The following is a 20,826-nucleotide window of genomic DNA, read 5'->3' as shown; positions in this document are numbered from 1 at the left end:
CGGCCGGTTCCCCGCGGGGAGCCGGCCGCCCGTCGTCGTGGGTGGACCGCTCGGCGGCCAGACCGTCAGGCGGCGCCCGCGCTGCCGAGGCGCGCGAGGAACAGCGCCTCGCCGACGGCGATCCGCTCGAGCTCGTGCGGGTCGACGCTCTCGTTGGGCGCGTGGATGAGGCACGCGGGCTCCTCGACCCCGAGCAGCACGATCTCGGCATCGGGGTAGGAGGCCTGGAGGACGTTGCAGAGCGGGATCGAGCCGCCCTGGCCGGCGGTCGTCGTGCTCTCGGCGTCGAACGCGTCCGCGAGCGCCCGGCTCAGCGTGTCGAACACGACTCCTTCGGTGCGGGCCTGGAACGGCTGCCCGGGGGCGTCGTGCTCGAGCGTGACGTGCACACCCCACGGTGCGACGGCGCGCAGGTGGTCCTCCAGCGCGGTCACGGCGGCAGCGGTGTCCTGACCGGGCGGGACGCGGAGGTTGAGGCGGGCCGCGGCCTTGGGCTGGATCGCGGCCGACGACCCGACGACCTTGGGCGCGTCGATGCCGAGGATCGTCACAGCCGGGCGCGCCCACAGCTGGTCGGCGACGCTCCCGCTGCCCAGCAGCCCGACGCCGTCGAGCACGCCCGCGTCGCGGCGGAACGCGTCGGGCTCGTACCGGACGCCGTCCCAGGTCTGCGTGGCGTCGAGACCGCGGATCGTCGTGTCGCCCTTCTCGTCCCGCAGGGTCGCGAGCATCGCGACGAGGGCGGCGAGCGCGTCGGGAGCCGCGCCCCCGAACATGCCCGAGTGGACCTCGCTCCGCATCGACTCGACCGTCACCACGACGTTCGACGCGCCGCGCAGCGCGACCGTGAGCGTCGGGACCCCGAGCGCCGCGTTGCCGGTGTCGCAGATCAGCATCGCGTCGGCGGTGAGCTCGCCCGGGTGCGCGCGGACCCAGTCGTCGAGGCCGCCCGTGCCCTGCTCCTCCGAGCCCTCGATGACGATCCGGATACCGACGGGGAACGTCCCTCCGCCCAGGGAGCGCAGCGCCCGCAGCGCGGTCAGGTGGGCGACGATGTTGCCCTTGCAGTCCGCCGCGCCGCGGCCGTAGAGGCGGCCGTCACGCTCGGTGAGCTCGAACGGCGGGCTCACCCAGGCGTCGTCGTCGAGCGGGGGCTGGACGTCGTAGTGCGCGTAGAGGAGGACGGTCGGCGCCGCCCTGCCGTTCACGACGGGCGCGGGCACGTGGCCGATCACGACGTCCGACTCGTCAGGGGTGCGCTCGAGCCGCGCGTCCTCGACGCCCTCGGCACGGAAGGCGTCAGCGACCCACTGCGCCGCGCGCACGCACTCGCTGCGGGGCTGGACGCGCTCGTCGGCCACGGACGGGATCGCCACGAGCTCCGCGAGGTCGTCGAGCGCGCGCGGCATGAGGCCGGAGACGGCTCCCCGCAGGTCGTCGAGCGTGGGGGCGGGGACGGGCGCGGACATGGCGGATCACTCCTGGTCGTCGGTGGTGGTAGTCGTCGAGTCGCCGAGGTTGAGCGAGCTCACGTAGTCGTCGAAGCTGCCGAGCTTGTCGGGACAGTACACCTGCACGATCAGGCGTTCCGCGTCCACGAGCCGCTGCACGACCGGCGCGGGACGAAGCCCCGGGCCGGCCGCCCCGTTGACCCCGTTGAGGTCGCGCAGCGACTGCAGGTGACCGCCCGGGTCGGCGCAGACCGCACCCCCGTCGGAGCCGAGGACGCGCGTGATCGTGTCCTGGTCCGGCACCGTCATGCCCGCGTCCTTCAGCTGGGACTGGAGAGTCTGGGCGAGCTGGTCGGCCTTGCGGGCGTCCTGGTTGTCACGGTGGTTGTCGAACGCGACGAGCATGACGACGAGCACGCCCGCGACGAGCAGGCCGACGGTCGTGTAGAAGACCCAGCCGCGGTGCACGTGGAGGGGCTCGTGGGCGGGACCCGGCTCGTGGTGGGTGCTCATGACGCGGCTCCCTCGTCGGCGACGGCGTCGGGCGCACCGCCGGCGACGTCGTCGTCGGGGCGGCGCCACGACGGCTTGCGCAGCACGTAGAACAGCCACGGCACGACCAGCCCGACGAGCACGAGCCCGCCGCCCACGATCAGGACGTACAGCCCGACGCTCCCGGAGGAGAACTGGGCGGGCGGGACGAACCCGATGAACAGCGCGGCGACGGACGCCACGAACCCGACCCCGCACAGGAGCACCAGCCACGGCGCCCGGAAGCCGCGCGGATGGTCGGGCTTGATGCGCCTGAGCCGCACCGCGGCGACGAACAGCAGGAGGTACATGATGAGGTACACCTGCGTCGTGATCACCGAGAGGATCCAGTACGCGCTCGAGACGTCGGGGATGAACGCGTAGAGCAGCGCGATGATCGTCGTGAAGACGCCCTGCGACACGAGGATGTTCTGCTGCACTCCGTGCTTGTTGAGCCGCTGCAGGTAGGGCGGCAGGTAGCCCTGCTCGCGCCCGACCTCGAGCAGCCCCTTGGACGGCCCCGCGAGCCACGTGAGCATGCCGCCGACGGACGCCGCGATCAGCATGAGGCCGATGATCGGGGTGAGCCAGCTGACGTGGAAGTTCGCGAAGAAGGCGTCGAACGCCTGCATGACGCCTGCCGTGAGGCTCAGCTGGTCGGCGGGGATGACCCACGAGATCGCGAGTGCCGGGAGGATGAAGATGACGAGCACGAGTCCGATCGCGAGGAACATCGCGCGGGGGAACTCGCGCCCCGGCTTGCGCAGGCTGGTGACGTGCACGGCATTCATCTCCATGCCGGCGTAGGACAGGAAGTTGTTGACGATGAGCACGAGGGACGCGATGCCGGTCCACTGCGGGAGCAGGTGGCTCGAGTCCATGGGCGCGGCGGACTCGTGGCCCTGCCCGAGGAACACGATGCCGAGGACGACGAGGATCGCGGCGGGGATCAGCGTCCCGATGATCAGCCCGGCGCTGGACAGGCCGGCGACGGTCTTGGTGCCTTGCGAGGAGATGTACACGCCCGCCCAGTAGACGACGATGATCACGATCGCGACGTACAGCCCGTTGTTCGCGAGCGACGGGTCGATCACGTAGGCGAACGTGCTGGCCACGTACCCGAGCAGGCTCGGGTAGTAGAAGATCGTCATCGCGAACTGGCACCAGACGGCGAGGAAGCCGAGCGGCTTCGACAGACCCTCCGCCACCCACCGGTAGACGCCCCCGGACCATCCGGACGCGAGCTCGGCCGAGACGAGCGACGTCGGCAGGAGGAACAGGATCGCCGGCACGACGTACAGGAAGACGGCGGCGAGCCCGTAGACGGCCATCGTCGGCGCGGCCCGCAGGCTCGCGACCGACGACGTGATCATGAAAGCGAGCGTGACCCACGTGATGTAGCTGCGTGCCGAGCGCGGCACGACCGCGGCCCGGCTTCTCGAGGCGGGTGCAGCGGCTGGTTCCGCTCCCCCGGCGACGGCGTCGGACATCAGAACCTCCTGCGAGAACCCCCGGTTCCGGACTGGCGCCACGCGCCCGTCCCAGCCCGACGCTAGCGCCGTCGTCGCAGGTCGGCGCGCCGAACCCGGTGCCCGGCTAGGGTCGTGAGGGTGAAGATCCTCGTGCCGGACACCATCCCTCTCGACCTGCGCACGAGCGCGGACGACGTCGTCGTGCCCTACGCCGTACGTGCCGCGTTCCCGGACGGCTCCGAGGACGCGGACGTCCTCGTGGCGTGGGGCAACGGCCGCCGCAACCTCGCGGACGCCGCGCAGCGCCTCACGCGCCTGCGGCTCGTCCAGGGCCTCATGGCCGGGCCCGACACGCTCGTGGCGGCGGGCTTCGGCCCGGGCGTCGCCCTCGCGTCGGGGCGCGGCCTGCACGACGGACCCGTCACGGAGCACACGCTCGCCCTCGTCCTCGCGGCGGCCCGTCGCCTCGACCTGGCGCGCGACGCCCAGCGCGAGGGGCGGTGGGCCGGCGAGCTGGGAGGCGTCCAGTCCGACCGGACCGACACGGTGTTCCGGACCCTCGACGGCGCGCACGTGGTGGTCTGGGGCTTCGGCTCGATCGCGCACCGGCTCGCGCCATTGCTCGCGGCGTTGGGCGCCCGGGTCACGGGCGTCGCCTCCACCGCCGGCGAGCGCGCGGGCTTCCCCGTGGTCACCGACGCCGAGCTCCCGGCGCTCCTCCCGACCGCGGACGTCCTCGTCTCCCTGCTCCCTGCCCTCCCGAGCACGCAGGCCGCGCTCAGCGCCGACCTGATCGGGCGGCTCCCCGACCACGCGTGGTTCGTCAACGTCGGGCGCGGGGCGACGGTCGACGAGGCCGCGCTGCAGGCCGCGCTTCGCGACGGGACGATCGCCGGCGCCGCGCTCGACGTCTTCGCGACGGAGCCGCTGCCCGAGGACTCGCCGTGGTGGGACGCGCCGAACCTGATCCTCACGCCGCACGCGGCGGGCGGGCGTCCGCAGCACGCGGAGGAGCTGATCGAGGCCAACCTCGACGCGCTCCGCACGGGTGCGCCCCTGCGCAACCTCGTGGCTCGCTGAGCCCTACCAGCGGCCGTTGCGAGGCCGCGGCTGGCAGCGCGGGCAGGTGAACGACGACCGGTTCATGAACGAGTCGCGTCGCACGGGCGTCCCGCAGCGCGGGCACGGCCGCCCCTCCTGCCCGTAGACGGCGAGCGAGCGCGAGTAGTACCCCGACGCGCCGTTGACGTTGACGTACAGCGCGTCGAAGCTCGTCCCGCCCTGGGCGAGCGACTCGCGCATCACCTGCTCTGCGGACTCCAGGAGCCGGGTCGCCTCGGTGCGGCGCAGCGTGTCCGTGGGGCGGGCGTAGTGCAGCCGCGCGCGCCACAGCGCCTCGTCGGCGTAGATGTTCCCGACGCCCGAGACGAGGGTCTGGTCGAGCAGCGCCCGCTTCACCCCCGTCCGACGACGCCGCAGCGCCCCCCCGAGCGCCGCCTCGTCGAGCGCGGGGTCGAGCAGGTCGCGGGCGATGTGCGCGGCGGGTTCCGGCACGAGCGGCCGGTCGGTGCCGAGCCCGCCGGGGGCGACGTCCGGGGTCGCTACGAGGGGTGCGACGACGAGGTGGCCGAACGTCCGCATGTCGACGAAGTCGAGCGCCGCCTCGGTGCCGTCGGGCTGCTCGAGCGCGAGCCGGACGCGCAGGTGCCGATGGTGGTCGGCAAGGTCTCCGGACCGGACCAGGAGCTGGCCGCTCATGCCGAGGTGCGCGACGAGCGCGCGGGTGGGGACGACGTCGTCCTCGCCCGTGGCGGCGTTCGCGAGCTCGAGCCAGAGGAACTTGCCGCGGCGGGCAGCCGCGTCCAGCCGGGCGCCCGTGAGGGCCGCGACGAACGCCTCGGGCCCACCGTCCTGGTGGCGCACGGAGTAGTCGCGGAGCACCTCGACGGAGCCGACCCGCGCGCCCAGCACGTGCCGGGCGAGCCCGTCACGGACGGTCTCGACCTCGGGAAGCTCGGGCAACGCTCAGCCCTGGTCCGCGTGCGCGGGGTCCGCTCCGCCGGCCGCTGCGGCGTCGACCCGGGCCTTCAGCACGGCGTACGCGCGCTCGGCAGCCTCCTGCTCGGCGTGCTTCTTGGCGGTCCCGGTCCCGGTCCCCAGGACCTCGCCGTCGAGGGCCAGGTGCGACGTGAAGACCCGCGCGTGCGCGGGGCCCTCGGCCTCCCAGCGGTACTCGGGCGCGCCCAGGCCGAGCTCGCCCGCGAGCTCCTGCAGGGAGGTCTTCCAGTCGAGGCCCGCGCCCAGGTCGGCCGCGACCTCGAGAGTGGCGTCGACGAGCCGGTGCACGAACGTGCGGGCCGCGTCGATGCCGCCGCTCAGGAAGACCGCGCCGATGATCGCCTCGACGGTGTCCGACAGGATCGAGTCCTTGTCGTAGCCGCCGGTGCGCAGCTCGCCCTTGCCGAGCAGGATGAACCGGCCCAGCTCGAGCTCGCGCGCGATCGCGGCGAGCGAGCGCTGCGACACGGTCGCCGCGCGCATCTTCGCGAGCTCGCCCTCGGGGAGGTCGGCGTGGTCGCGGTACAGGGCGTCCGTGACGACGAAGCCCAGGACGGAGTCGCCGAGGAACTCGAGGCGCTCGTTGGTGGGGATCCCCCCGGCCTCGTGCGCGAACGAACGGTGCGTCAGCGCCAGCACGAGAAGCTCGGGGTCCACACGGACCCCGAGCTTCTCGAGGAGTACATCGGCTCCGCCGGCGCCGGCCTGCTGGTCAGGACGCTCGCGCTGAGCGGACACGGGTGGCTCAGGCGTGCTCGGTGCGCAGCGCCGCCGTGTACTGGCGACCCTTGTAGGTGCCGCACGTCGGGCAGGCCGTGTGCGACAGCTTCTGGCCCTTGCACTGCGGGCACGTCGTGAGGTTCGCGGCGGTCGTCTTCCACTGCGAACGGCGCGCACGGGTGTTGCTGCGCGACATCTTGCGCTTCGGAACAGCCACGGCTAGCTCTCTTTCGTCTCGTCCGGCACGACGTCCGTGCCGAGCATGCTCTTCAGTGCCGACCACCGGGGGTCGACCACGTCATGGTGGTGGCCAGGGTCGTCCGCCAGGCGCGCTCCGCACTCGGAGCACAGGCCAGGGCAGTCCGGCTGGCACAACGGTTGGAATGGTAGTGCAGTGACCACCGCATCCCGAAGCGCGGGCTCGATGTCGACCAGGTCGCCCTCGAGCTCGTGCACGTCCTCCTCGTCGTCGCCGGACTCCTCCGCGGCGCGGGCGCGCTCCGGGTAGACGTACAGCTCCTGGAACGTGGCGTCGACGTCGTCGACCGTCTCGTCCAGGCAGCGCACGCACTCCCCGACCGCCCGGCCCCGGATCTCGCCGGTGACCAGGACCCCCTCCATCACGGCCTCGAGGCGCAGGTGCAGCTCGAGGTCGTCGCCGGCGGGGATGCCGGTCACGACGGTGCCGAGACCCTCGGGTGCGGCCACGGTGCGGTCGATCTCACGCTGGGACCCGGGGCGTCGGCTGAGCTCGTGGGTGTCGAGCACGAACGGCGACCGCGGGTCGAGGGTGATGTGACGCTCCATGGTTTCTCCGGCCTCGAACGTGAACCATCGACGCGAGTCCGGACCGAAGGCACGGGCCCGCGCGACAGCACACGGCGAGAAGATGATCTCGGTCCGCGGAGGCCCCCGACGACCGGGGACCACATGACCAGCAGGACCAACCGTCAACTATACGGCATGGGGTGGCACGCGCCCAAGCCGACGAAGACGTCGGACCGCGTTGCCCCGCTGGCCGTGCGGCATCAGTCCGCGCGCTCGGCCGACCGCTCGAGCGCACGCTCGACGAGGCGCTCACGGCCGGCGCGGACCTGCACGCCCGCCTGCTCCAGCACGTCCTCGAGCATCGCGAGCCGGCGGTCGCAGTAGTCGTCGGCGTCCTGCCGGATCCGGACGGCGTCGGCCTCCGCCGCAGCCACGACCTCGGCCGCGCGGGCCTGCGCCTGCGCCACGACCTGCTCGCGCTGCACGAGCTCGATCGCACGGGCGCGCGCCGTCGACAGCACGTCCTCCGCCTGGGCCTGCGCCTCTCCGAGCACGCGGTCGGCGTCCTCGAGGACGCGGTCGGCCTCGTCGAGCTGGTGCGGCACCGCTTCGCGCAGCTCGTCGACGAGCGCGACGAGCTGGTCGCGCGGCACCTTGAGGGTGCCTCCCCCCAGGGGGCCCGTGCGAGCCCCCGCCACCAGCTCCGTGAGGTCCGCCACGATCGCCGTCAGGGTCGCCACGGGGTCCGCCCCCTGCGCGGGCGGCGCCACGGCGACCCGCTGGTCCCGCGCGTCCGCCGCGCGTCCTCCGCTCGCTCCGGTGCTGCTCACGGCTCCTCCTCCTTGCTGGGCATTGCTCACCTCAGGCGGTGCGTGCGAGCGCCGCACGCACCACGTCACCGACGCCCGGCGGTACCAGGTCGTCGACGTCGCCCCCGTGCCGCGCGACGTCCTTCACGAGCGACGACGCGACGTGCGCGAGGGCGGGGTCGCCGATGACGAAGACCGTCTCGACGTCGGCCAGGTGCCGGTTCATGAGGGCCATGGGGACCTCGGCGTCGAAGTCGGCGCCACCCCGCAGGCCCTTGACCACCGCGTGGGCCCCGATCTCGCGGCAGAACTCCACCAGGAGGCCGGGGACACGAGCGACGCGGACGCCCTCGAGCCCCGCGTGCTCGACCGCCGCACGCGCGACGTCGAGCCGCTCGTCGACCGTCAGGAGCGCCGACTTCCCGGCGTTGCGTGCGACGCCCACGACGACCTCGTCGAACATCGAGCGCGCTCGGCGCACGACGTCGAGGTGCCCGAGCGTCATCGGGTCGAACGAGCCGGGGCAGACGGCGATGGTCACGGCGTCACGCTAGTGCACCCTCCGCCGCAGGTCGTAGTGCCACTCCGCGGAGCTCTTCCCCGGTCCGCCAGGGGGCGCCGGACGTAGGGTCGGTGCATGGCCGTGCCCCGACCGCTCACGACCCGGTCCGAGATCCTCGCCCTGCACCGCGACGTGCTGGCGCCGTCGTTCCCGCCCGTCGAGCTCGTCGATGCCGAGGAGCTGTGGCGGGACGTCGAGCACGGGTCTCTCGAGGCGCTCGGGGCGTTCGACGAGTCGGACGGTGAGGCGCGGCTCGTCTCGGGCGTCGTCGGGGCGTGGTTCCCGCGCGAGCGGATCCTCCTCGTGCTCTACCTCGCGATCGCGCCCGGGCACCGGGGCGCGGGCGTCGGCGGGGCTCTGCTCGCGGCGACGCTCGACGCGTGGACCGCGGCCCACGACCCGCTCGCGATCATCGCGGAGGTCGAGCACCCGGACCACCACACGGCGAGCGAGGCCCACGGCGACCCGACCGCCCGCGTCCGGTTCTACGCCCGCCACGGCGGCAAGGCCCTCGCGCTCCCCTACTTCCAGCCCGGGGACGGCCCGGGAGCCGCGCGCGTGCCGGCGCTCATGCTCGTCGTGCTCCGCGCCGCCGACCGCAGCGCGCTGCCGGGCGCGCCCCTGCGGGCCTTCCTCACGGACTGGCTCGTGGCGTGCGAGGGGGCCGTCGCTGACGATGCCGCGACCCGCCGGCTGCTCGCCGCGGCCTCGGGGCCGGACGTGGCGCTCGTCGGCCTCGACGCCCTGGATCAGCTCCCGGTCGGGACGCTCGCCGAGGCCGAGGCGTCGGCGCCCGCGGCGCCGTCCGCGCCCGACGGCTCGAGGTAGAAGACGGCCGTCTCGCCGTAGTCCTTGCGCGCGACGAGCGACAGCCCCACGGGCCACGCGGGCTCGGCGTCGCGGGCGCGCCGCTCGACCACGACCGTCGCGTCCGGGGCGAGCGCGCCCGGCTCCGTGAGGTGGTCGAGCACCTGGACGAGCTCGGGCGCCGTGACGTCGTACGGCGGGTCGAGGAACACGAGGTCCCAGGGCAGGCTCGGCACCTCGCGCACGAACCGCTCCGCGGGCTGCTGCGCGACCCGCACGCGCGTCAGCCCGAGGGCACGCACGTTCCGCCGGCACACCTCGACGGCGGCCCGGGCGGCGTCCACGAGCGTCGCGTCGGACGCGCCCCGGCTCATCGCCTCGATCGCGAGCGCGCCGGAGCCCGCGTAGAGGTCGAGTACGCGTGCGCCGTCGACTGCGCCCTGGTGCTCCAGCCGCGAGAACACGGCCTCGCGGACCCGGTCGCTCGTCGGCCGCGTGCCTCGCACGGGCACCTCGAGCACGCGTCCGCCTGCGGTCCCGGCCACGATCCTCGTCACGCCCCGAGCCTATCCAGCGCGACCCGCCTCACGCCCGCTCGAGGAACTCCTCGCGCTCCGGGTCGAGCCGCTCCGTGATCGCCTCCGCGAGCGCGGCGTGCTCGGCCAGGTCCGGATCCTGCTCGACGACGGCCGTCGCCTCCGTGCGCGCGTCGGCGATGAGCGGGGCGTCCGTGAGGACCCGGAGGAACCGCAGCGACGACGCCCGGCCCGACTGCGCCGCCCCGAGCACGTCGCCCTCGCGGCGCAGCTCGAGGTCGCGGCGCGCGAGCTCGAAGCCGTCGGACGTCGACGCGAGCGCGTCGAGGCGCTCGCGCGCCGGGGTGCCGGGCCCGGCGTCGGACACGAGCAGGCACAGCCCCGGCGCCGACCCACGGCCCACGCGCCCACGCAGCTGGTGGAGCTGGGAGATCCCGAACCGGTCGGCGTCGAGGACGACCATGACCGTCGCCTCGGGCACGTCGACCCCGACCTCGACGACGGTGGTCGAGACGAGCACCGGGGTGCGCCCCGACGCGAAGTCGGCCATCGCGCGGTCCTTGTCGGCCGGCGGGAGCTGCCCGTGCAGGACGCCCACCGCGACGTCCGCGAGCGCCGGCGTGCCAAGCAGCTCGTCGGCGACCTCGAGGACCGCGCGCAGGGGCGCGCGCTCGCCACCGTCCTCGGGCTCGACGAGGAACTCGAGCACGTCGTCGGTCTCGCTCACGCCGAGAGCACGAGCCGACCCCTCGGCGGCGGCCGCGCCGTCCGGGTCGGGATGGATGCGGGGCGCGACGACGTACGCACGGTGCCCGGCGTCGACCTCCTCGCGCACGCGCTGCCACGTCCGTGCGACCCAGACCGGGTTCGACGCGGGCACCACGTGCGTCACGACACCCGAGCGACCGGCCGGGACCTCGCTGAGCGTCGACGTCTCGAGGTCGCCGAACACGGTCATGGCGACCGTCCGCGGGATCGGGGTCGCCGTCATGACCAGGACGTGCGCCTGCCGGTCGCCCTTGGCGCGCAGCGCGTCACGCTGCTCGACGCCGAACCGGTGCTGCTCGTCGACGACCACGAGGCCGAGGTCCGCGAACTGCACCTGCTCGCCCAGGAGCGCGTGCGTCCCGACGACGATCCCGGCCGCACCGCTCGCGGCGTCGAGCAGCGCCTGCTTGCGCGCCGCCGCACCGAGCGAGCCGGTGAGCAGCGCGACCTGGGTGCCGTGCTCGGCGCCGCCGAGGAAGCCTCCCTCGGCGAGCGGGCCGAGCAGCGCCCGCAGCGAGCGGGCGTGCTGGGCCGCGAGGACCTCCGTGGGCGCGAGGAGCGCGGCCTGGCCGCCGGCGTCGACGACCTGGAGCATCGCGCGCAGGGCGACGACCGTCTTGCCGGAACCGACCTCGCCCTGGAGCAGCCGCTGCATCGGCCGGTCGGCCGCGAGGTCGTGCGCCAGCTGCTCGCCGACCTCGCGCTGCCCGCCGGTCAGCTCGAAGGGGAGCGCCGCGTCGAAGTCCGCGAGCAGGCTCGGGGCACCCGGCGCCGGCAGGGGCCGCGCCGTGGCACGCTCGCGGGCCACGTGCGCCCTCCGCTGCGCGAGCGCGGCCTGGAGGACGAACGCCTCCTCGAAGCGGAGGCGTTCGCGACCCCGCCGCCAGTCGGCGTCGTCCTGGGGCAGGTGGACGTCCCGCAGTGCCTCGAGCCGGGTCGACAGGCCCCGCCGCTCTCGCAGAGCCGTCGGGAGCGGGTCGGGCACGTCAGCCTCGCTCAGGGGGCCGAGCACGGTCTGGACGGCCTTGTGGATCTGCCACGACGGCACGGAGGCCCCCGCGGGATAGATCGGGATCGGGCGGCTGGCGTCCTCGATCGCGGCCTCGGCCTCGTCGTCGCCCGCGTCGGCACCGAACACCTGGTACTGCGGGTGGGTGAGCTGGCGGCGACCCCGGTAGACGCTCACCGTGCCCGTGAACAGGCCGGTGCGCCCCGCACGGAGCCGGTGCTCGTGGAAGTCCAGGGCCCGCTTGCCCTTCGCGAAGAAGGTGAGGTCGAGCTCGCCCGCGCCGTCCGTCACGACCGCCTTGAGCATGGCTCCCGTCCGGGAGCGCATGCCCTGGACCGTCGTGGAGCGCACCTCCGCGACCACCGTCACGTGCTCGCCGACCTGCAGCGAACCGAGGTCGGTGAGCCGGCCGGGCGCGTCGTAGCGGCGGGGCACGTGGTCGACGAGGTCGCCGACGGTCTCGATGCCGAGCTTCGCCAGCGCGTTCGCGCTGCGGGTGCCGAGGGCCTTGCCGAGGGGCTGCGCGAGCACCTCGGGCCCCGCCCCGACCGCGTGCACCGTCATGCCGCGCCCTCCCGTCCGGTGGCGCGCGAGGCTCCCGGCCCGGTCGGTGGCGGCTCCACGCCCACGTGCACGACGGCGTCGTCGCGGCCGGAGGGCAGGACGATCACCTCGGCCCGCGGGTCGCGCGCCGCCACGTGCTCGACGACGCGCGCGACGAGCTCCTCGTCGGCGCGGACCCCGTGCACGAGGACCACGACCCCGCCCGAGCCGGCAGCCTCCGCGCCCGAGGGCGCCGCGGCGGCGACGAGCGCCTCGACCACCCCGACCGCGCTGCCCCACTCCGTCGGCAGGACAGCGCCGCGCACGGCGCCGACGAGGTCGCGGGTCGCCTCGGCCGCGGCGGTCAGCGAGGCGAGGTCGGGTGCCGTGCCGGGGGTGTCCACCGCCTGCCCCCCGGGGCCGTGGGGCAGCGTCGCCAGCGCTGCGAGCGCCGAGACGGTGTGCGCGTCGGTGGGCGTCTCGACCCGCACGACGACGGGTCCGCGTGCCCCGGAGACGGGCTCCTCGGCGTCGGGCACGGGGGTGCCGGGCGGCGCCACCAGGAGGACGACGCGCCCGCGCGCCTCCTCGAGCGCCCGGCGCAGCGCGCTCGGCCCGGGCGGGGTCCGGCGGCGGCCGTGCGCGAGCACGACGGCACCCGCACGCGCGAGCTCGACGACGAGCCCCGGGGCGGACGTCACCGCCACGACGCCGAGCCCGCCGGCGCGGGGCTGCGTGAGGTCCTGCACCTGGACGTCGCGCAGCCGGCCCCCGGCGTCCTTGGCGACCCGCACGGCGTCCTCGAGCGCGGCGCCGGGATCGGCGGTGTGGACGTGGCCGCGCCAGGTCCCGTCACCGCCGACGACGGCCACGGACGTCCCGGCGCCGGCGAGGGCCGCGCGCATCGCGCCGGCCACGTCGGGCGGACCCGCCGGGTCCTCGGCGTCGCCGGGCTCGTCCGGCTCCGGCACGTCGAGGGTGAACATGACCTCGAGCTCGTCGGACCGGTCGGTGGCAGCCACGGCGGGGACCTCCTCCACGGCGCCGTCCCAGGTGCGACGCCCTGCCTCCAGCGTGCCGTCGGCCACCGACACGGGGACGTCGTCGTCCGGCACGACGCGGACGAGGCCCGGGTCCGTGGCCCCGCACGCGGCGGCGAGCGCGCCGAGCACGAGCCGCAGCCCCTGCGCACCGGCGTCGAGGCGCCCGCGGCCCCGGGGGCCGAGCTCCTGCGGGCTGCGGAGGACGGCCTCCCGCGCGCCGGCGCAGGCGGCGCCGAGGACGACGAGCGGCGCGTCGGCCCCGGCCGCCCTGGCAGCACGGGCCGCGTCGTCCGCGACGCTGAGCGCCGTGCCCGCGGCCGGGTCGCCGACCGCCGTCCGCGCCGCCCGGGCGGCCCTCTCGAGCGCGACCACGGGACCGGCGGCCCAGGCCTCGACGAGCGCGCGCACCCACGCCGCGACGATCACCCCGGAGTTGCCTCGCGCGCCGAGCAGGCAGCCGCGGGCGAACGCCGCACCCGCCTCGGGCCCGTCCGCCGCGCCGTCGGTCCGCGCGATCGCCGCCGCACCCTCGCGCAGGGTGAGCACGAGGTTGGTGCCGGTGTCCGCGTCGGGGACGGGGAACACGTTCGCGCGGTCGAGCGGCTCCGAGGCCTCGTCCAGGGCGCGCACGGCGAGACGCGCCCACGCACGCACGGGGAGCACGTCGATGCCGTCGGTCACGGGGCGGGGCCTCCTCAGCTCGGGTGGCGGGCCCCGGGCCGGCCCGGGAAGGGCCGGTCCGCACGGTCGTCCCGGAGGGGACGAGCCGGGCAGCGTTTGGGGCGCACGCCGATCGTCGGCTACCATATCGAAGTTGCCTGGCGACGTCGGGCAGCGACCGCACGCGTGGACGACCCTCCCGGGTCTGGTACACCGGATGCGGACACTCGACCACTCATCGCCTGGCCGTAGCTCGGGCGTGCACGACGATCAGGAGCAAACCGTGGCTGCCAACTGCGACGTCTGCGGCAAGGGCCCGGGCTTCGGGCACAGCATCTCGCACTCGCACGTGCGTACCAAGCGCCGCTGGAACCCGAACATCCAGCGCGTCCGCGCCATCGTGGGGGGGACCCCCAAGCGCGTGAACGTGTGCACCTCGTGCCTCAAGGCCGGCAAGGTCACCCGCCCGGCCTGAGCCGGAGGGGCACCACCTCGACCTCAGCTGACGCCCGTCGGTCCTCGGACCGGCGGGCGTCAGTCGTGTCTCAGGGACTTTTCGGGGTGGAACCGGGGTCGACCAGCACCGGCCCGGATGGCACTCTGAGAGGGACACGCCGACCGCGACTCACGAGGGGGCCATTCGTGGACCTGGGTGCCATCGAACCTGACACCGTCACCATCCGACGCGCGACGGCGGACGACGCCGACGCGATCGCGACCGTCCACATCGCCTCCTGGCGCGGTGCCTACGCGGGCATCGTCCCGGACGCCTTTCTCGCCTCGCTCGACGTCACGGCCCGCGCCGAGGTCTGGCGCAGGTCGCTCGCCGAGGGCGAGGCCCACACCTGGATCGCCGCGTCCCAGGGACGCACGCTGGGGTTCGCGACGCTCGGCCCCGCGCGCGACGAGGACGCCGAGCCCGGCGACCTCGAGCTCTACGCGATCTACCTCGACCCGGAGGCCTGGGGCCGCGGCGTCGCGCGCGACCTCATGCGGACGGTGCTCGGCGAGGTCGGGCCCGGTGTCCCCGTCTCGCTGTGGGTGATCGCGGACAACGACCGCGCCCGGCACTTCTACCGGCGCCACGGCTTCCAGACCGACGGCGTCGAGCGCCGTGAGGACATCGGCGGCGCGGACATCACCGAGGTCCGCTTCCGCCGCGGCTGAACCCAGGCGGCACCGCGCCGCACGACGACCGCGGAGCCGTCAGGCACCCGCCGCGAAGTGGTCCCAGCCCGCTGGGACGTCGGCCTCCGCACCCCCGACGAGGACGCCGGGCGTCTCGCCGTCACGGGGACCGCGCGCCGTCCCCAGGCGACGGAACCCGGGCGGCAGCGCCGTGCCCGCCGGGAAGGTCGCGAGCAGGCCGTGGTCCTCTCCCCCGCCCAGGACCCACGCCCGGACGAGGGCGGCAGCGTCACCCTCGGGCGCGACGACGTCGGCCGCCGCGGCGAGAGCGCCCGCACCTCCGAGCTCCGCGGGATCGAGGTCCAGGACGACCCCGCTCGCGCGCGCGAGACGGCCGCCGTCGCGCAGCAGCCCGTCGGAGACGTCGAGCATCGCGGTCGCACCGGCACGCGCCGCGGCGGGGCCGGCGTCCAGGGGCGGCTCCGGCACGAGGTGCCGGGTCACGAGCGTCTCCAGCGCCACGTCTCCGCGCGCAGCCGCGTCACGAGCGAGCCCGGCGTCGAGGAGCGCGAGGCCCGCCGCCCCCCAACCGAGCACGCCCGCGTGCGCGACGACGTCGCCGGGGCGCGCACCGGACCGCAGGACGGGCGCTCGACCCTCGAGGTCGCCGTGCACGGTCACCGCGACGACGACCATGTCGCCCCCGGACAGGTCGCCCCCGACGACGGCGGCACCGACGGGCTCGCAGGCTTCGGCGAGCCCGCGAGCCAGCCCCGTCACCCAGGCGACCGGAAGGTCGGCCGGCACGACGAGCGAGACCACGAGCGACGTCGGGCGCGCGCCCATCGCCGCGACGTCCGCGAGGTTCTGGGCGGCGGCGCGGCGCCCGACGTCGTGCCCCGTGGCCCACGCGCGCCGGAAGTGCCGGTCCTCGACGAGGACGTCGGTCGAGACGACGAACCGGCCGTCCGGCGCCGTGACGACCGCCGCGTCGTCGCCGGGCCCGACCAGCGTCGCGCTGCCGGCCGGCAGCAGCGGGAAGACCTGGGCGAGGAGCTGGTCCTCGGAGACGTCCCGCACGAGGGGGCCGTCGGCGGGCGGGGGAAGCGGCGCAGGCACGCAGGCAACAGTAGACGGCCGGGCGTTCCCAGGTCGGCTCGCTACGGTGGCTCCGTGCCCCGCTCGTCCGTCCTCCCCGCACGCCCTCGTGCCGTCCGCCCGCACCACCGCCGCACGTCGGCGCTGCTGGCCGTGCTCGGGGCAGGCGTCGCCGGTGCCGCGCTGAGTGCCTGCTCGCCGGTCATCTCCGTCCCGGTCGCCGACGGCGCGACCGACCCCGCGTGCGCGGACGTCGTCCTCGACCTGCCCGACCAGGTCGCGGGCCAGGACCAGCGCACCACGTCCAGCCAGGCGACCTCGGCGTGGGGCAGGTCCGGCAGCGCCATCACCCTGCGCTGCGGCGTCGCGCAGCCGGGTCCGTCCGACCAGTGCCAGTCCATCGAGAACCCCGACGGCACGAGCGTCGACTGGATCACGTCGGAGACGACGAGCGGCTGGACGTTCGTGACGTACGGGCGGAGCCCGGCGATCGAGGTCGAGGTGCCGAAGTCCCTCGGCGCGGGTCAGCCGACCGTCGCGCTCGTGGACGTGGCGCCCGCCGTGCTCGACGTCAAGGCGACGCAGCACTGCACGAGCTGACGCACGAGCGTCAGCGCGCGCCCGTCAGCGCAGGCCGGTCGGCCGCTCGAGCGCGAGCTGCACGAGCTCGTCGACGAGCTCCGGGTAGTCCAACCCCGACGCCGCCCACATGCGCGGGTACATCGACAGCGGCGTGAACCCGGGCATGGTGTTGATCTCGTTCACGACCACGCCGCCGTCCGAGGTGACGAACACGTCGACGCGCGAAAGACCCTCGGCACCGATCGCCTCGAACGTGCGCACGGCGACGTCGCGCACGCGCTCGGTGACGTCGTCCGGCAGGTCCGCGGGGCAGCTGAGCTCGACGCTCGCCTCGTCCAGGTACTTGGCCTCGAAGTCGTAGAAGGCGTGCGTCTCGCCGGTCACCGCGATCTCGCCGGGCAGCGAGGCGCGCGGGCGGTCGCCGTCCCGACCGCCCAGCACCGCGCACTCGATCTCACGACCGTCCACCCCCGACTCGACGAGCACCTTGGGGTCGTGGCGCCGCGCCTCGGCGAGCGCTGCGGGCAGGTCGTCGAGGTCGTCGACGCGCGAGATGCCGAGGCTGGACCCGGCGCGTGCCGGCTTGACGAACAGCGGCAGCCCGAGCGGCTCGACGCGGGCACGCACGCCCGCCGGGTCGCGGTCCCACTCCCCCGGCTGCACGACCGTGTACGGGGCGACGGGGATGCCCTGGCCCGCGAGCACGAGCTTCATGTAGTGCTTGTCCATGCCGACCGCGGACGCGAGCACGCCCGCGCCGACGTAGTGCAGGTCGGCGAGCTCGAAGAGCCCCTGGAGCGTGCCGTCCTCGCCGAACGGGCCGTGCAGCAGCGGGAAGACCACGTCGACCTCGCCGAGCTCGCGCGGCGGCTCCAGGGCGTCGAGGACGCGCAGGCGGCGGTCGCCCACCGACAGCGGGACTACGACCTCGCCGTCCGACGCGACCACCTCGGGCAGCCGCCCGGCGGTGATCTCCCACCGCTCGGGCTCGTCGGCGGCGACGACCCAGCGGCCGTCGCGCGTGATCCCCACGGGCACGACGTCGTACCGGTCGCGGTCGATCGCGCGCAGCACGCCGGCCGCCGTCGCACAGGAGATGGCGTGCTCGCCGGAACGGCCTCCGAAGAGGACCATGACCCGGGGTTTGCGCGAGGAGGCAGCGAGAGCGGGCTGCGTGGAGACCGTAGACATCGCGGTCGAGACTACCCGGTCCCGACGGCGTCCTAGGCTTGTCACCGTGACCTCCCCCGCTCTGCCCGACCACAGCCCGCGCCCGCTCGCCCCCTCGACCGTGGCGGTGACCGCCGGCCGGCCGCCGCGGGTACCCGGCGGCCCCGTGAACCCGCCCCTCGTGCTGAGCTCCACGTACGTGTCGCAGGGCGAGCCGCCCGCGGGGGACCTCCTGTACGCGCGCATGGGCACCGAGACGTGGTCGCCCTTCGAGGAGGCTCTGGCGGCGCTCGAGGGCGCGACCCTGCCCGGGCTCGTCCTCGGGTCCGGGCTCGCCGCGATCGCGGCCGTGTTCGCCCAGGTGCCCGACGACGGCGCGATCGTCCTGCCCCGGCACACCTACCAGGCGGCGCTCGGCCTCGCGGACGAGCTCGCGGCCCGGCACGGGGTCCGCGTGGTCCGGGTCGACGTCGAGGACACCGACGCCGTCGTCGCGGCGCTCGACGAGGCGTCCGCGGGCGGCGTCCGCGGGCTCCTGTGGCTCGAGTCCCCGACCAACCCGATGCTCGAGGTCGCCGACGTGCCCGTGCTCGTCGAGGCCGCACGAGCGCGCGGCTTCCTCACGGCCGTCGACAACACCTTCGCGACCCCGCTCGGGCAGAACCCGCTCGCCTGGGGCGCGGACGCCGTCGTGCACTCGGTGACGAAGTACCTCGCGGGGCACTCCGACGTCGTGCTCGGCGCCGTCGTCACGGACGACCCCGAGCTCCGCGCGGCGCTGCACTCCTACCGCACGCAGCACGGCGCGATCGCGGGACCCAGCGAGGTCTGGCTCGCGCTGCGCGGCCTGCGGACCCTCGCGCTGCGGGTCGAGCGGTCCCAGGCGACGGCGGCGCTGCTCGCGGAGCGCCTGGCCACCCATCCCGCCGTCGCGCAGGTGCGGCACCCGTCCCTGCCCGACGACCCGGGCCACGCGCGCGCCACCCGTCTCATGCGGGGCTACGGATCGATCCTCGGCCTGCGGCCGGCGGGCGGTCGCGAGGCCGCCGACGCGCTCGTCGCGGCCGTGCGCCTGTGGGTGCCGGCCACCAGCCTCGGCGGCGTGGAGTCGAGCCTCGAGCGGCGCCGACGCTTCGCGACCGAGTCGCCGACCGTCCCCGAGGACCTGCTGCGCCTATCCGTGGGCATCGAGGACCCCGAGGACCTCTGGGCCGACCTGGACCAGGCGCTGCGGTCTCTCGGCTGAGGCCGCCGGCCGCCCCGGCGGGCGGGTCCGCCCTCCGGTCCGGGCGGGGTCAGCTCAGGGACTCGGCCTTCTGCGGGCGGCCCAGGAGCGCCCGGGTGACGTCGTCGACCGACCTCCCGTCGTGGATCATCGCGACCGCGGCCGCGGTGATCGGGACGTCGACGTCGTGGCGCTGGGCGAGCTCGAGGATCGACTCGCACGACTTCACGCCCTCCGCCGTCCCGCCCGTGGCCCGCACGGCCTCCTCGAGGGACATGCCGGCACCCACGTGCTTGCCGAGCGTGTGGTTGCGGGACAACGGCGACGAGCACGTCGCGACGAGGTCACCCATGCCCGCGAGACCTGCGAAGGTCTCGACCTGCGCACCGAGCGCGAGACCGAGCCGCGTGATCTCGACGAGCCCGCGCGTGATGACCGTGGCCATCGTGTTGTAGCCGTAGCCACGGCCCTGCGCGATGCCGACGACGAGCGCGATCACGTTCTTCGCGGCACCGCACAGCTCGACGCCGACCACGTCGGTGTTCGTGTACGGGCGGAAGTAGGCCGTGGTGCAGGCCGCGGCGACGCGGCGCGCGTTGTCCTCGTCCGTGCACGAGACGACGGTCGCCGTCGGCTGGTGGGCGGCGATCTCCTTGGCCAGGTTGGGGCCCGAGACGACGGCGACGCGCTCCGCCGGGACGTCGAGGACCTCCGCGAGGACCTCGCTCATGCGCCGGTCGGTCCCGAGCTCGACGCCCTTCATGAGCGAGACGACGACGGCGTCAGGCTCGAGGAGGTCACGGAACGGCGCCAGGATCGTGCGAGCGTGCTGCGACGGGACCGCGACGGCGACGATCCGCGCCCCCCGGACGGCCGCCGCAGCGTCCGTCGTGGCCGTCACGCCGGCCGGCAGCTCGACGTCCGGCAGGTAGGCGCGGTTGCGCCGGTGGTCGCGCACGTCGGCAGCCACGTCCTCCGTGCGCGCCCAGAGCGTCACGTCGCACCCGGCGTCCGCCATGACGGCGGCGAACGTCGTGCCCCAGGCCCCGCTGCCGACCACGGCGACCGGCACCGGCAGGTCGCCGTCGTGCACCTCGGGGGCGGGAGGGGCGTCGCTCATCGAGCGCCCTCCGGGAGGGGCGGGTACGTCGTCTGCTTCTTCTCGTACTCGGGGTGACGCCGCAGGTCGAACCTCACCGCGGGCGCCTGCTCGCCCCGGATCTCCTCGAGCAGCCGCGTGACGGCGTCCAGGACGCGGTCCGTCGCCTCGCGCAGCACGACGGTGTCGACGGGACGTTCGTAGAGGTCCGACAGGTCGACGGGCGGACCCGCGTGCAGGTGCACGAGCTTGCGGGGGAAGGGCCGGAACCGCTTCGAGTACCGCGGCAGGATCTCCTGGGCGCCCCACTGGGCGATCGGGACGACCGGCACGCGGCTCGCGAGCGCGAGGCGCGCCATGCCGGTCTTCCCCGCCATGGGCCACAGGTCGGGGTCGCGCGTGAGGGTCCCCTCGGGGAAGATCGCGACGCAGTCCCCCGCCCGCAGGCGCTCGGTCGCGACGCGCAGCGACGCCCCGGCGTCGACCGAGCCGCGCGCGACGGGGATCATCCGCGTCGACCGCAACGCCCACCCGACGACGGGCACCTTCCAGAGCGAGGCCTTCGCGAGGATCCGCGGCTCGTGGCCCGAGTCGAACAGGTAGTGCGCGAACGTCAGGGCGTCGAGGTCGGTCGCGTGGTTCGCCGCTGCGATGAACCCGCTGTCCTCCGGGAAGTGCTCCATCCCCTGCCAGTCGCGGCGGGTGATGGCGAACATGAAGCTCCGGACGAGGCGCGCGACGACGCGGAACGCGAAGGAGTCAGGGCGAGCGACGGGCACGGTGCACC

22 protein-coding genes are annotated in these 20,826 nt (G+C 75.0%); 6 read left to right on the top strand and 16 right to left on the bottom strand.

Annotation, left to right across the window (positions count from 1 at the left end; all coding sequences use genetic code 11):
- Positions 1 to 65: 65 nt before the first annotated feature.
- From ACFT5B_RS13390 to ACFT5B_RS13380, 3 genes are read right to left on the bottom strand one after another with little or no spacing between them, the layout of a single operon-like run.
- Positions 66 to 1,469, bottom strand: coding sequence for a dipeptidase (locus ACFT5B_RS13390; protein WP_386799021.1), 1,404 nt, complete (start codon positions 1,467 to 1,469; stop codon positions 66 to 68).
- Positions 1,470 to 1,475: 6 nt separating this feature from the next.
- Positions 1,476 to 1,964, bottom strand: a complete 489-nt coding sequence (locus ACFT5B_RS13385; RefSeq protein WP_386799019.1) for a hypothetical protein — start codon at positions 1,962 to 1,964, stop codon at positions 1,476 to 1,478.
- Entirely contained in the window at positions 1,961 to 3,472 is a 1,512-nt protein-coding gene (locus tag ACFT5B_RS13380) for an APC family permease (protein ID WP_386799017.1), read from the bottom strand. The genes ACFT5B_RS13385 and ACFT5B_RS13380 overlap by 4 nt, the downstream gene beginning before the upstream one ends.
- A 120-nt stretch (positions 3,473 to 3,592) precedes the next feature.
- Here ACFT5B_RS13380 and ACFT5B_RS13375 point away from each other — a divergent pair, with 120 nt between their 5' ends.
- Positions 3,593 to 4,534, top strand: coding sequence for an NAD(P)-dependent oxidoreductase (locus tag ACFT5B_RS13375; RefSeq protein WP_386799015.1), 942 nt, complete (start codon positions 3,593 to 3,595; stop codon positions 4,532 to 4,534).
- A gap of 3 nt (positions 4,535 to 4,537) precedes the next feature.
- On the opposite strand, the gene mutM is transcribed toward ACFT5B_RS13375, so the two are convergent.
- The 6 genes from mutM to coaD form a co-directional block, all read right to left on the bottom strand.
- Entirely contained in the window at positions 4,538 to 5,476 is a 939-nt protein-coding gene (gene mutM / locus ACFT5B_RS13370; RefSeq protein WP_386799013.1) for a bifunctional DNA-formamidopyrimidine glycosylase/DNA-(apurinic or apyrimidinic site) lyase, read from the bottom strand.
- A gap of 3 nt (positions 5,477 to 5,479) precedes the next feature.
- The gene (gene rnc / locus ACFT5B_RS13365; protein WP_386799011.1) at positions 5,480 to 6,250 is read right to left on the bottom strand and encodes a ribonuclease III; all 771 of its coding nucleotides are present in this window, start codon (positions 6,248 to 6,250) and stop codon (positions 5,480 to 5,482) included.
- A 7-nt stretch (positions 6,251 to 6,257) separates the two neighbouring features.
- Positions 6,258 to 6,449 carry a 50S ribosomal protein L32 gene (gene rpmF / locus ACFT5B_RS13360; protein ID WP_036949434.1) on the bottom strand — a complete coding sequence of 64 codons (192 nt, stop codon included), beginning with the start codon at positions 6,447 to 6,449 and terminating at the stop codon, positions 6,258 to 6,260.
- Between the two features lie 2 nt (positions 6,450 to 6,451).
- Complete coding sequence (locus tag ACFT5B_RS13355; RefSeq protein ID WP_386799008.1) at positions 6,452 to 7,039, bottom strand: YceD family protein; 588 nt, start codon at positions 7,037 to 7,039, stop codon at positions 6,452 to 6,454.
- 221 nt (positions 7,040 to 7,260) lie between these two features.
- Entirely contained in the window at positions 7,261 to 7,830 is a 570-nt protein-coding gene (locus tag ACFT5B_RS13350) for a hypothetical protein (RefSeq protein WP_386799006.1), read from the bottom strand.
- 31 nt (positions 7,831 to 7,861) lie between these two features.
- Positions 7,862 to 8,350, bottom strand: coding sequence for a pantetheine-phosphate adenylyltransferase (gene coaD, locus ACFT5B_RS13345; RefSeq protein ID WP_386799004.1), 489 nt, complete (start codon positions 8,348 to 8,350; stop codon positions 7,862 to 7,864).
- Between the two features lie 96 nt (positions 8,351 to 8,446).
- Here coaD and ACFT5B_RS13340 point away from each other — a divergent pair, with 96 nt between their 5' ends.
- On the top strand, positions 8,447 to 9,199 hold the full coding sequence (locus ACFT5B_RS13340) for a GNAT family N-acetyltransferase (RefSeq protein ID WP_386799002.1): 753 nt from the start codon (positions 8,447 to 8,449) through the stop codon (positions 9,197 to 9,199).
- Here ACFT5B_RS13340 and rsmD read toward each other — a convergent pair.
- From rsmD to ACFT5B_RS13325, 3 genes are read right to left on the bottom strand one after another with little or no spacing between them, the layout of a single operon-like run.
- On the bottom strand, positions 9,121 to 9,735 hold the full coding sequence (rsmD, locus tag ACFT5B_RS13335; RefSeq protein ID WP_386799001.1) for a 16S rRNA (guanine(966)-N(2))-methyltransferase RsmD: 615 nt from the start codon (positions 9,733 to 9,735) through the stop codon (positions 9,121 to 9,123). The genes ACFT5B_RS13340 and rsmD overlap by 79 nt on opposite strands.
- A 28-nt stretch (positions 9,736 to 9,763) precedes the next feature.
- Positions 9,764 to 12,055, bottom strand: a complete 2,292-nt coding sequence (locus ACFT5B_RS13330) for an ATP-dependent DNA helicase RecG (RefSeq protein ID WP_386798999.1) — start codon at positions 12,053 to 12,055, stop codon at positions 9,764 to 9,766.
- The gene (locus tag ACFT5B_RS13325) at positions 12,052 to 13,758 is read right to left on the bottom strand and encodes a DAK2 domain-containing protein (protein ID WP_386798997.1); all 1,707 of its coding nucleotides are present in this window, start codon (positions 13,756 to 13,758) and stop codon (positions 12,052 to 12,054) included. The genes ACFT5B_RS13330 and ACFT5B_RS13325 overlap by 4 nt, the downstream gene beginning before the upstream one ends.
- A gap of 262 nt (positions 13,759 to 14,020) precedes the next feature.
- Between ACFT5B_RS13325 and rpmB the strand changes: the two genes are divergently transcribed.
- Both rpmB and ACFT5B_RS13315 read left to right on the top strand, forming a co-directional pair.
- Positions 14,021 to 14,212, top strand: coding sequence for a 50S ribosomal protein L28 (rpmB, locus tag ACFT5B_RS13320; protein ID WP_036949419.1), 192 nt, complete (start codon positions 14,021 to 14,023; stop codon positions 14,210 to 14,212).
- Positions 14,213 to 14,379: 167 nt separating this feature from the next.
- Positions 14,380 to 14,904, top strand: a complete 525-nt coding sequence (locus tag ACFT5B_RS13315; RefSeq protein WP_386798994.1) for a GNAT family N-acetyltransferase — start codon at positions 14,380 to 14,382, stop codon at positions 14,902 to 14,904.
- A 39-nt stretch (positions 14,905 to 14,943) separates the two neighbouring features.
- Here ACFT5B_RS13315 and ACFT5B_RS13310 read toward each other — a convergent pair whose 3' ends face one another.
- Positions 14,944 to 15,984 (bottom strand): thiamine-phosphate kinase, encoded by a 1,041-nt coding sequence (locus ACFT5B_RS13310; protein WP_386798992.1) that lies wholly within the window; start codon positions 15,982 to 15,984, stop codon positions 14,944 to 14,946.
- A gap of 54 nt (positions 15,985 to 16,038) precedes the next feature.
- Between ACFT5B_RS13310 and ACFT5B_RS13305 the strand changes: the two genes are divergently transcribed.
- Positions 16,039 to 16,563, top strand: coding sequence for a DUF3515 family protein (locus ACFT5B_RS13305; RefSeq protein ID WP_386798990.1), 525 nt, complete (start codon positions 16,039 to 16,041; stop codon positions 16,561 to 16,563).
- A gap of 24 nt (positions 16,564 to 16,587) precedes the next feature.
- Here the strand turns inward: ACFT5B_RS13305 and ACFT5B_RS13300 are convergent, their stop codons facing one another.
- Positions 16,588 to 17,736: a D-alanine--D-alanine ligase family protein gene (locus ACFT5B_RS13300; protein WP_386798988.1), complete on the bottom strand. Its 1,149-nt coding sequence runs from the start codon at positions 17,734 to 17,736 to the stop codon at positions 16,588 to 16,590.
- A gap of 46 nt (positions 17,737 to 17,782) precedes the next feature.
- On the opposite strand from ACFT5B_RS13300, the gene ACFT5B_RS13295 reads away from it, so the two are divergent.
- Positions 17,783 to 18,961: a trans-sulfuration enzyme family protein gene (locus ACFT5B_RS13295; protein ID WP_386798986.1), complete on the top strand. Its 1,179-nt coding sequence runs from the start codon at positions 17,783 to 17,785 to the stop codon at positions 18,959 to 18,961.
- A 49-nt stretch (positions 18,962 to 19,010) separates the two neighbouring features.
- On the opposite strand, the gene ACFT5B_RS13290 is transcribed toward ACFT5B_RS13295, so the two are convergent.
- Both ACFT5B_RS13290 and ACFT5B_RS13285 read right to left on the bottom strand, forming a co-directional pair.
- On the bottom strand, positions 19,011 to 20,060 hold the full coding sequence (locus tag ACFT5B_RS13290; RefSeq protein ID WP_386798984.1) for an NAD(P)H-dependent glycerol-3-phosphate dehydrogenase: 1,050 nt from the start codon (positions 20,058 to 20,060) through the stop codon (positions 19,011 to 19,013).
- Positions 20,057 to 20,818 (bottom strand): lysophospholipid acyltransferase family protein, encoded by a 762-nt coding sequence (locus ACFT5B_RS13285; protein WP_386798982.1) that lies wholly within the window; start codon positions 20,816 to 20,818, stop codon positions 20,057 to 20,059. The genes ACFT5B_RS13290 and ACFT5B_RS13285 overlap by 4 nt, the downstream gene beginning before the upstream one ends.
- Positions 20,819 to 20,826 lie beyond the last annotated feature (8 nt).

The organism is Luteimicrobium sp. NPDC057192 (assembly GCF_042670205.1).
In the GTDB taxonomy this organism is placed as follows: Bacteria; Actinomycetota; Actinomycetes; order Actinomycetales; family Cellulomonadaceae; genus Luteimicrobium.
This window is presented reverse-complemented; position numbering and strand designations above follow the sequence as displayed.

Bases quoted from the DNA above. Each gene is read 5' to 3' on its own strand.
- ACFT5B_RS13390 (WP_386799021.1), bottom strand. From the start codon at position 1,469: ATGTCCGCGCCCGTCCCCGCCCCCACGCTCGACGACCTGCGGGGAGCC.
- ACFT5B_RS13385 (WP_386799019.1), bottom strand. From the start codon at position 1,964: ATGAGCACCCACCACGAGCCGGGTCCCGCCCACGAGCCCCTCCACGTG.
- ACFT5B_RS13380 (WP_386799017.1), bottom strand. From the start codon at position 3,472: ATGTCCGACGCCGTCGCCGGGGGAGCGGAACCAGCCGCTGCACCCGCC.
- ACFT5B_RS13355 (WP_386799008.1), bottom strand. From the start codon at position 7,039: ATGGAGCGTCACATCACCCTCGACCCGCGGTCGCCGTTCGTGCTCGAC.
- ACFT5B_RS13340 (WP_386799002.1), top strand. From the start codon at position 8,447: ATGGCCGTGCCCCGACCGCTCACGACCCGGTCCGAGATCCTCGCCCTG.
- ACFT5B_RS13330 (WP_386798999.1), bottom strand. From the start codon at position 12,055: ATGACGGTGCACGCGGTCGGGGCGGGGCCCGAGGTGCTCGCGCAGCCC.
- ACFT5B_RS13300 (WP_386798988.1), bottom strand. From the start codon at position 17,736: ATGTCTACGGTCTCCACGCAGCCCGCTCTCGCTGCCTCCTCGCGCAAA.
- ACFT5B_RS13290 (WP_386798984.1), bottom strand. From the start codon at position 20,060: ATGAGCGACGCCCCTCCCGCCCCCGAGGTGCACGACGGCGACCTGCCG.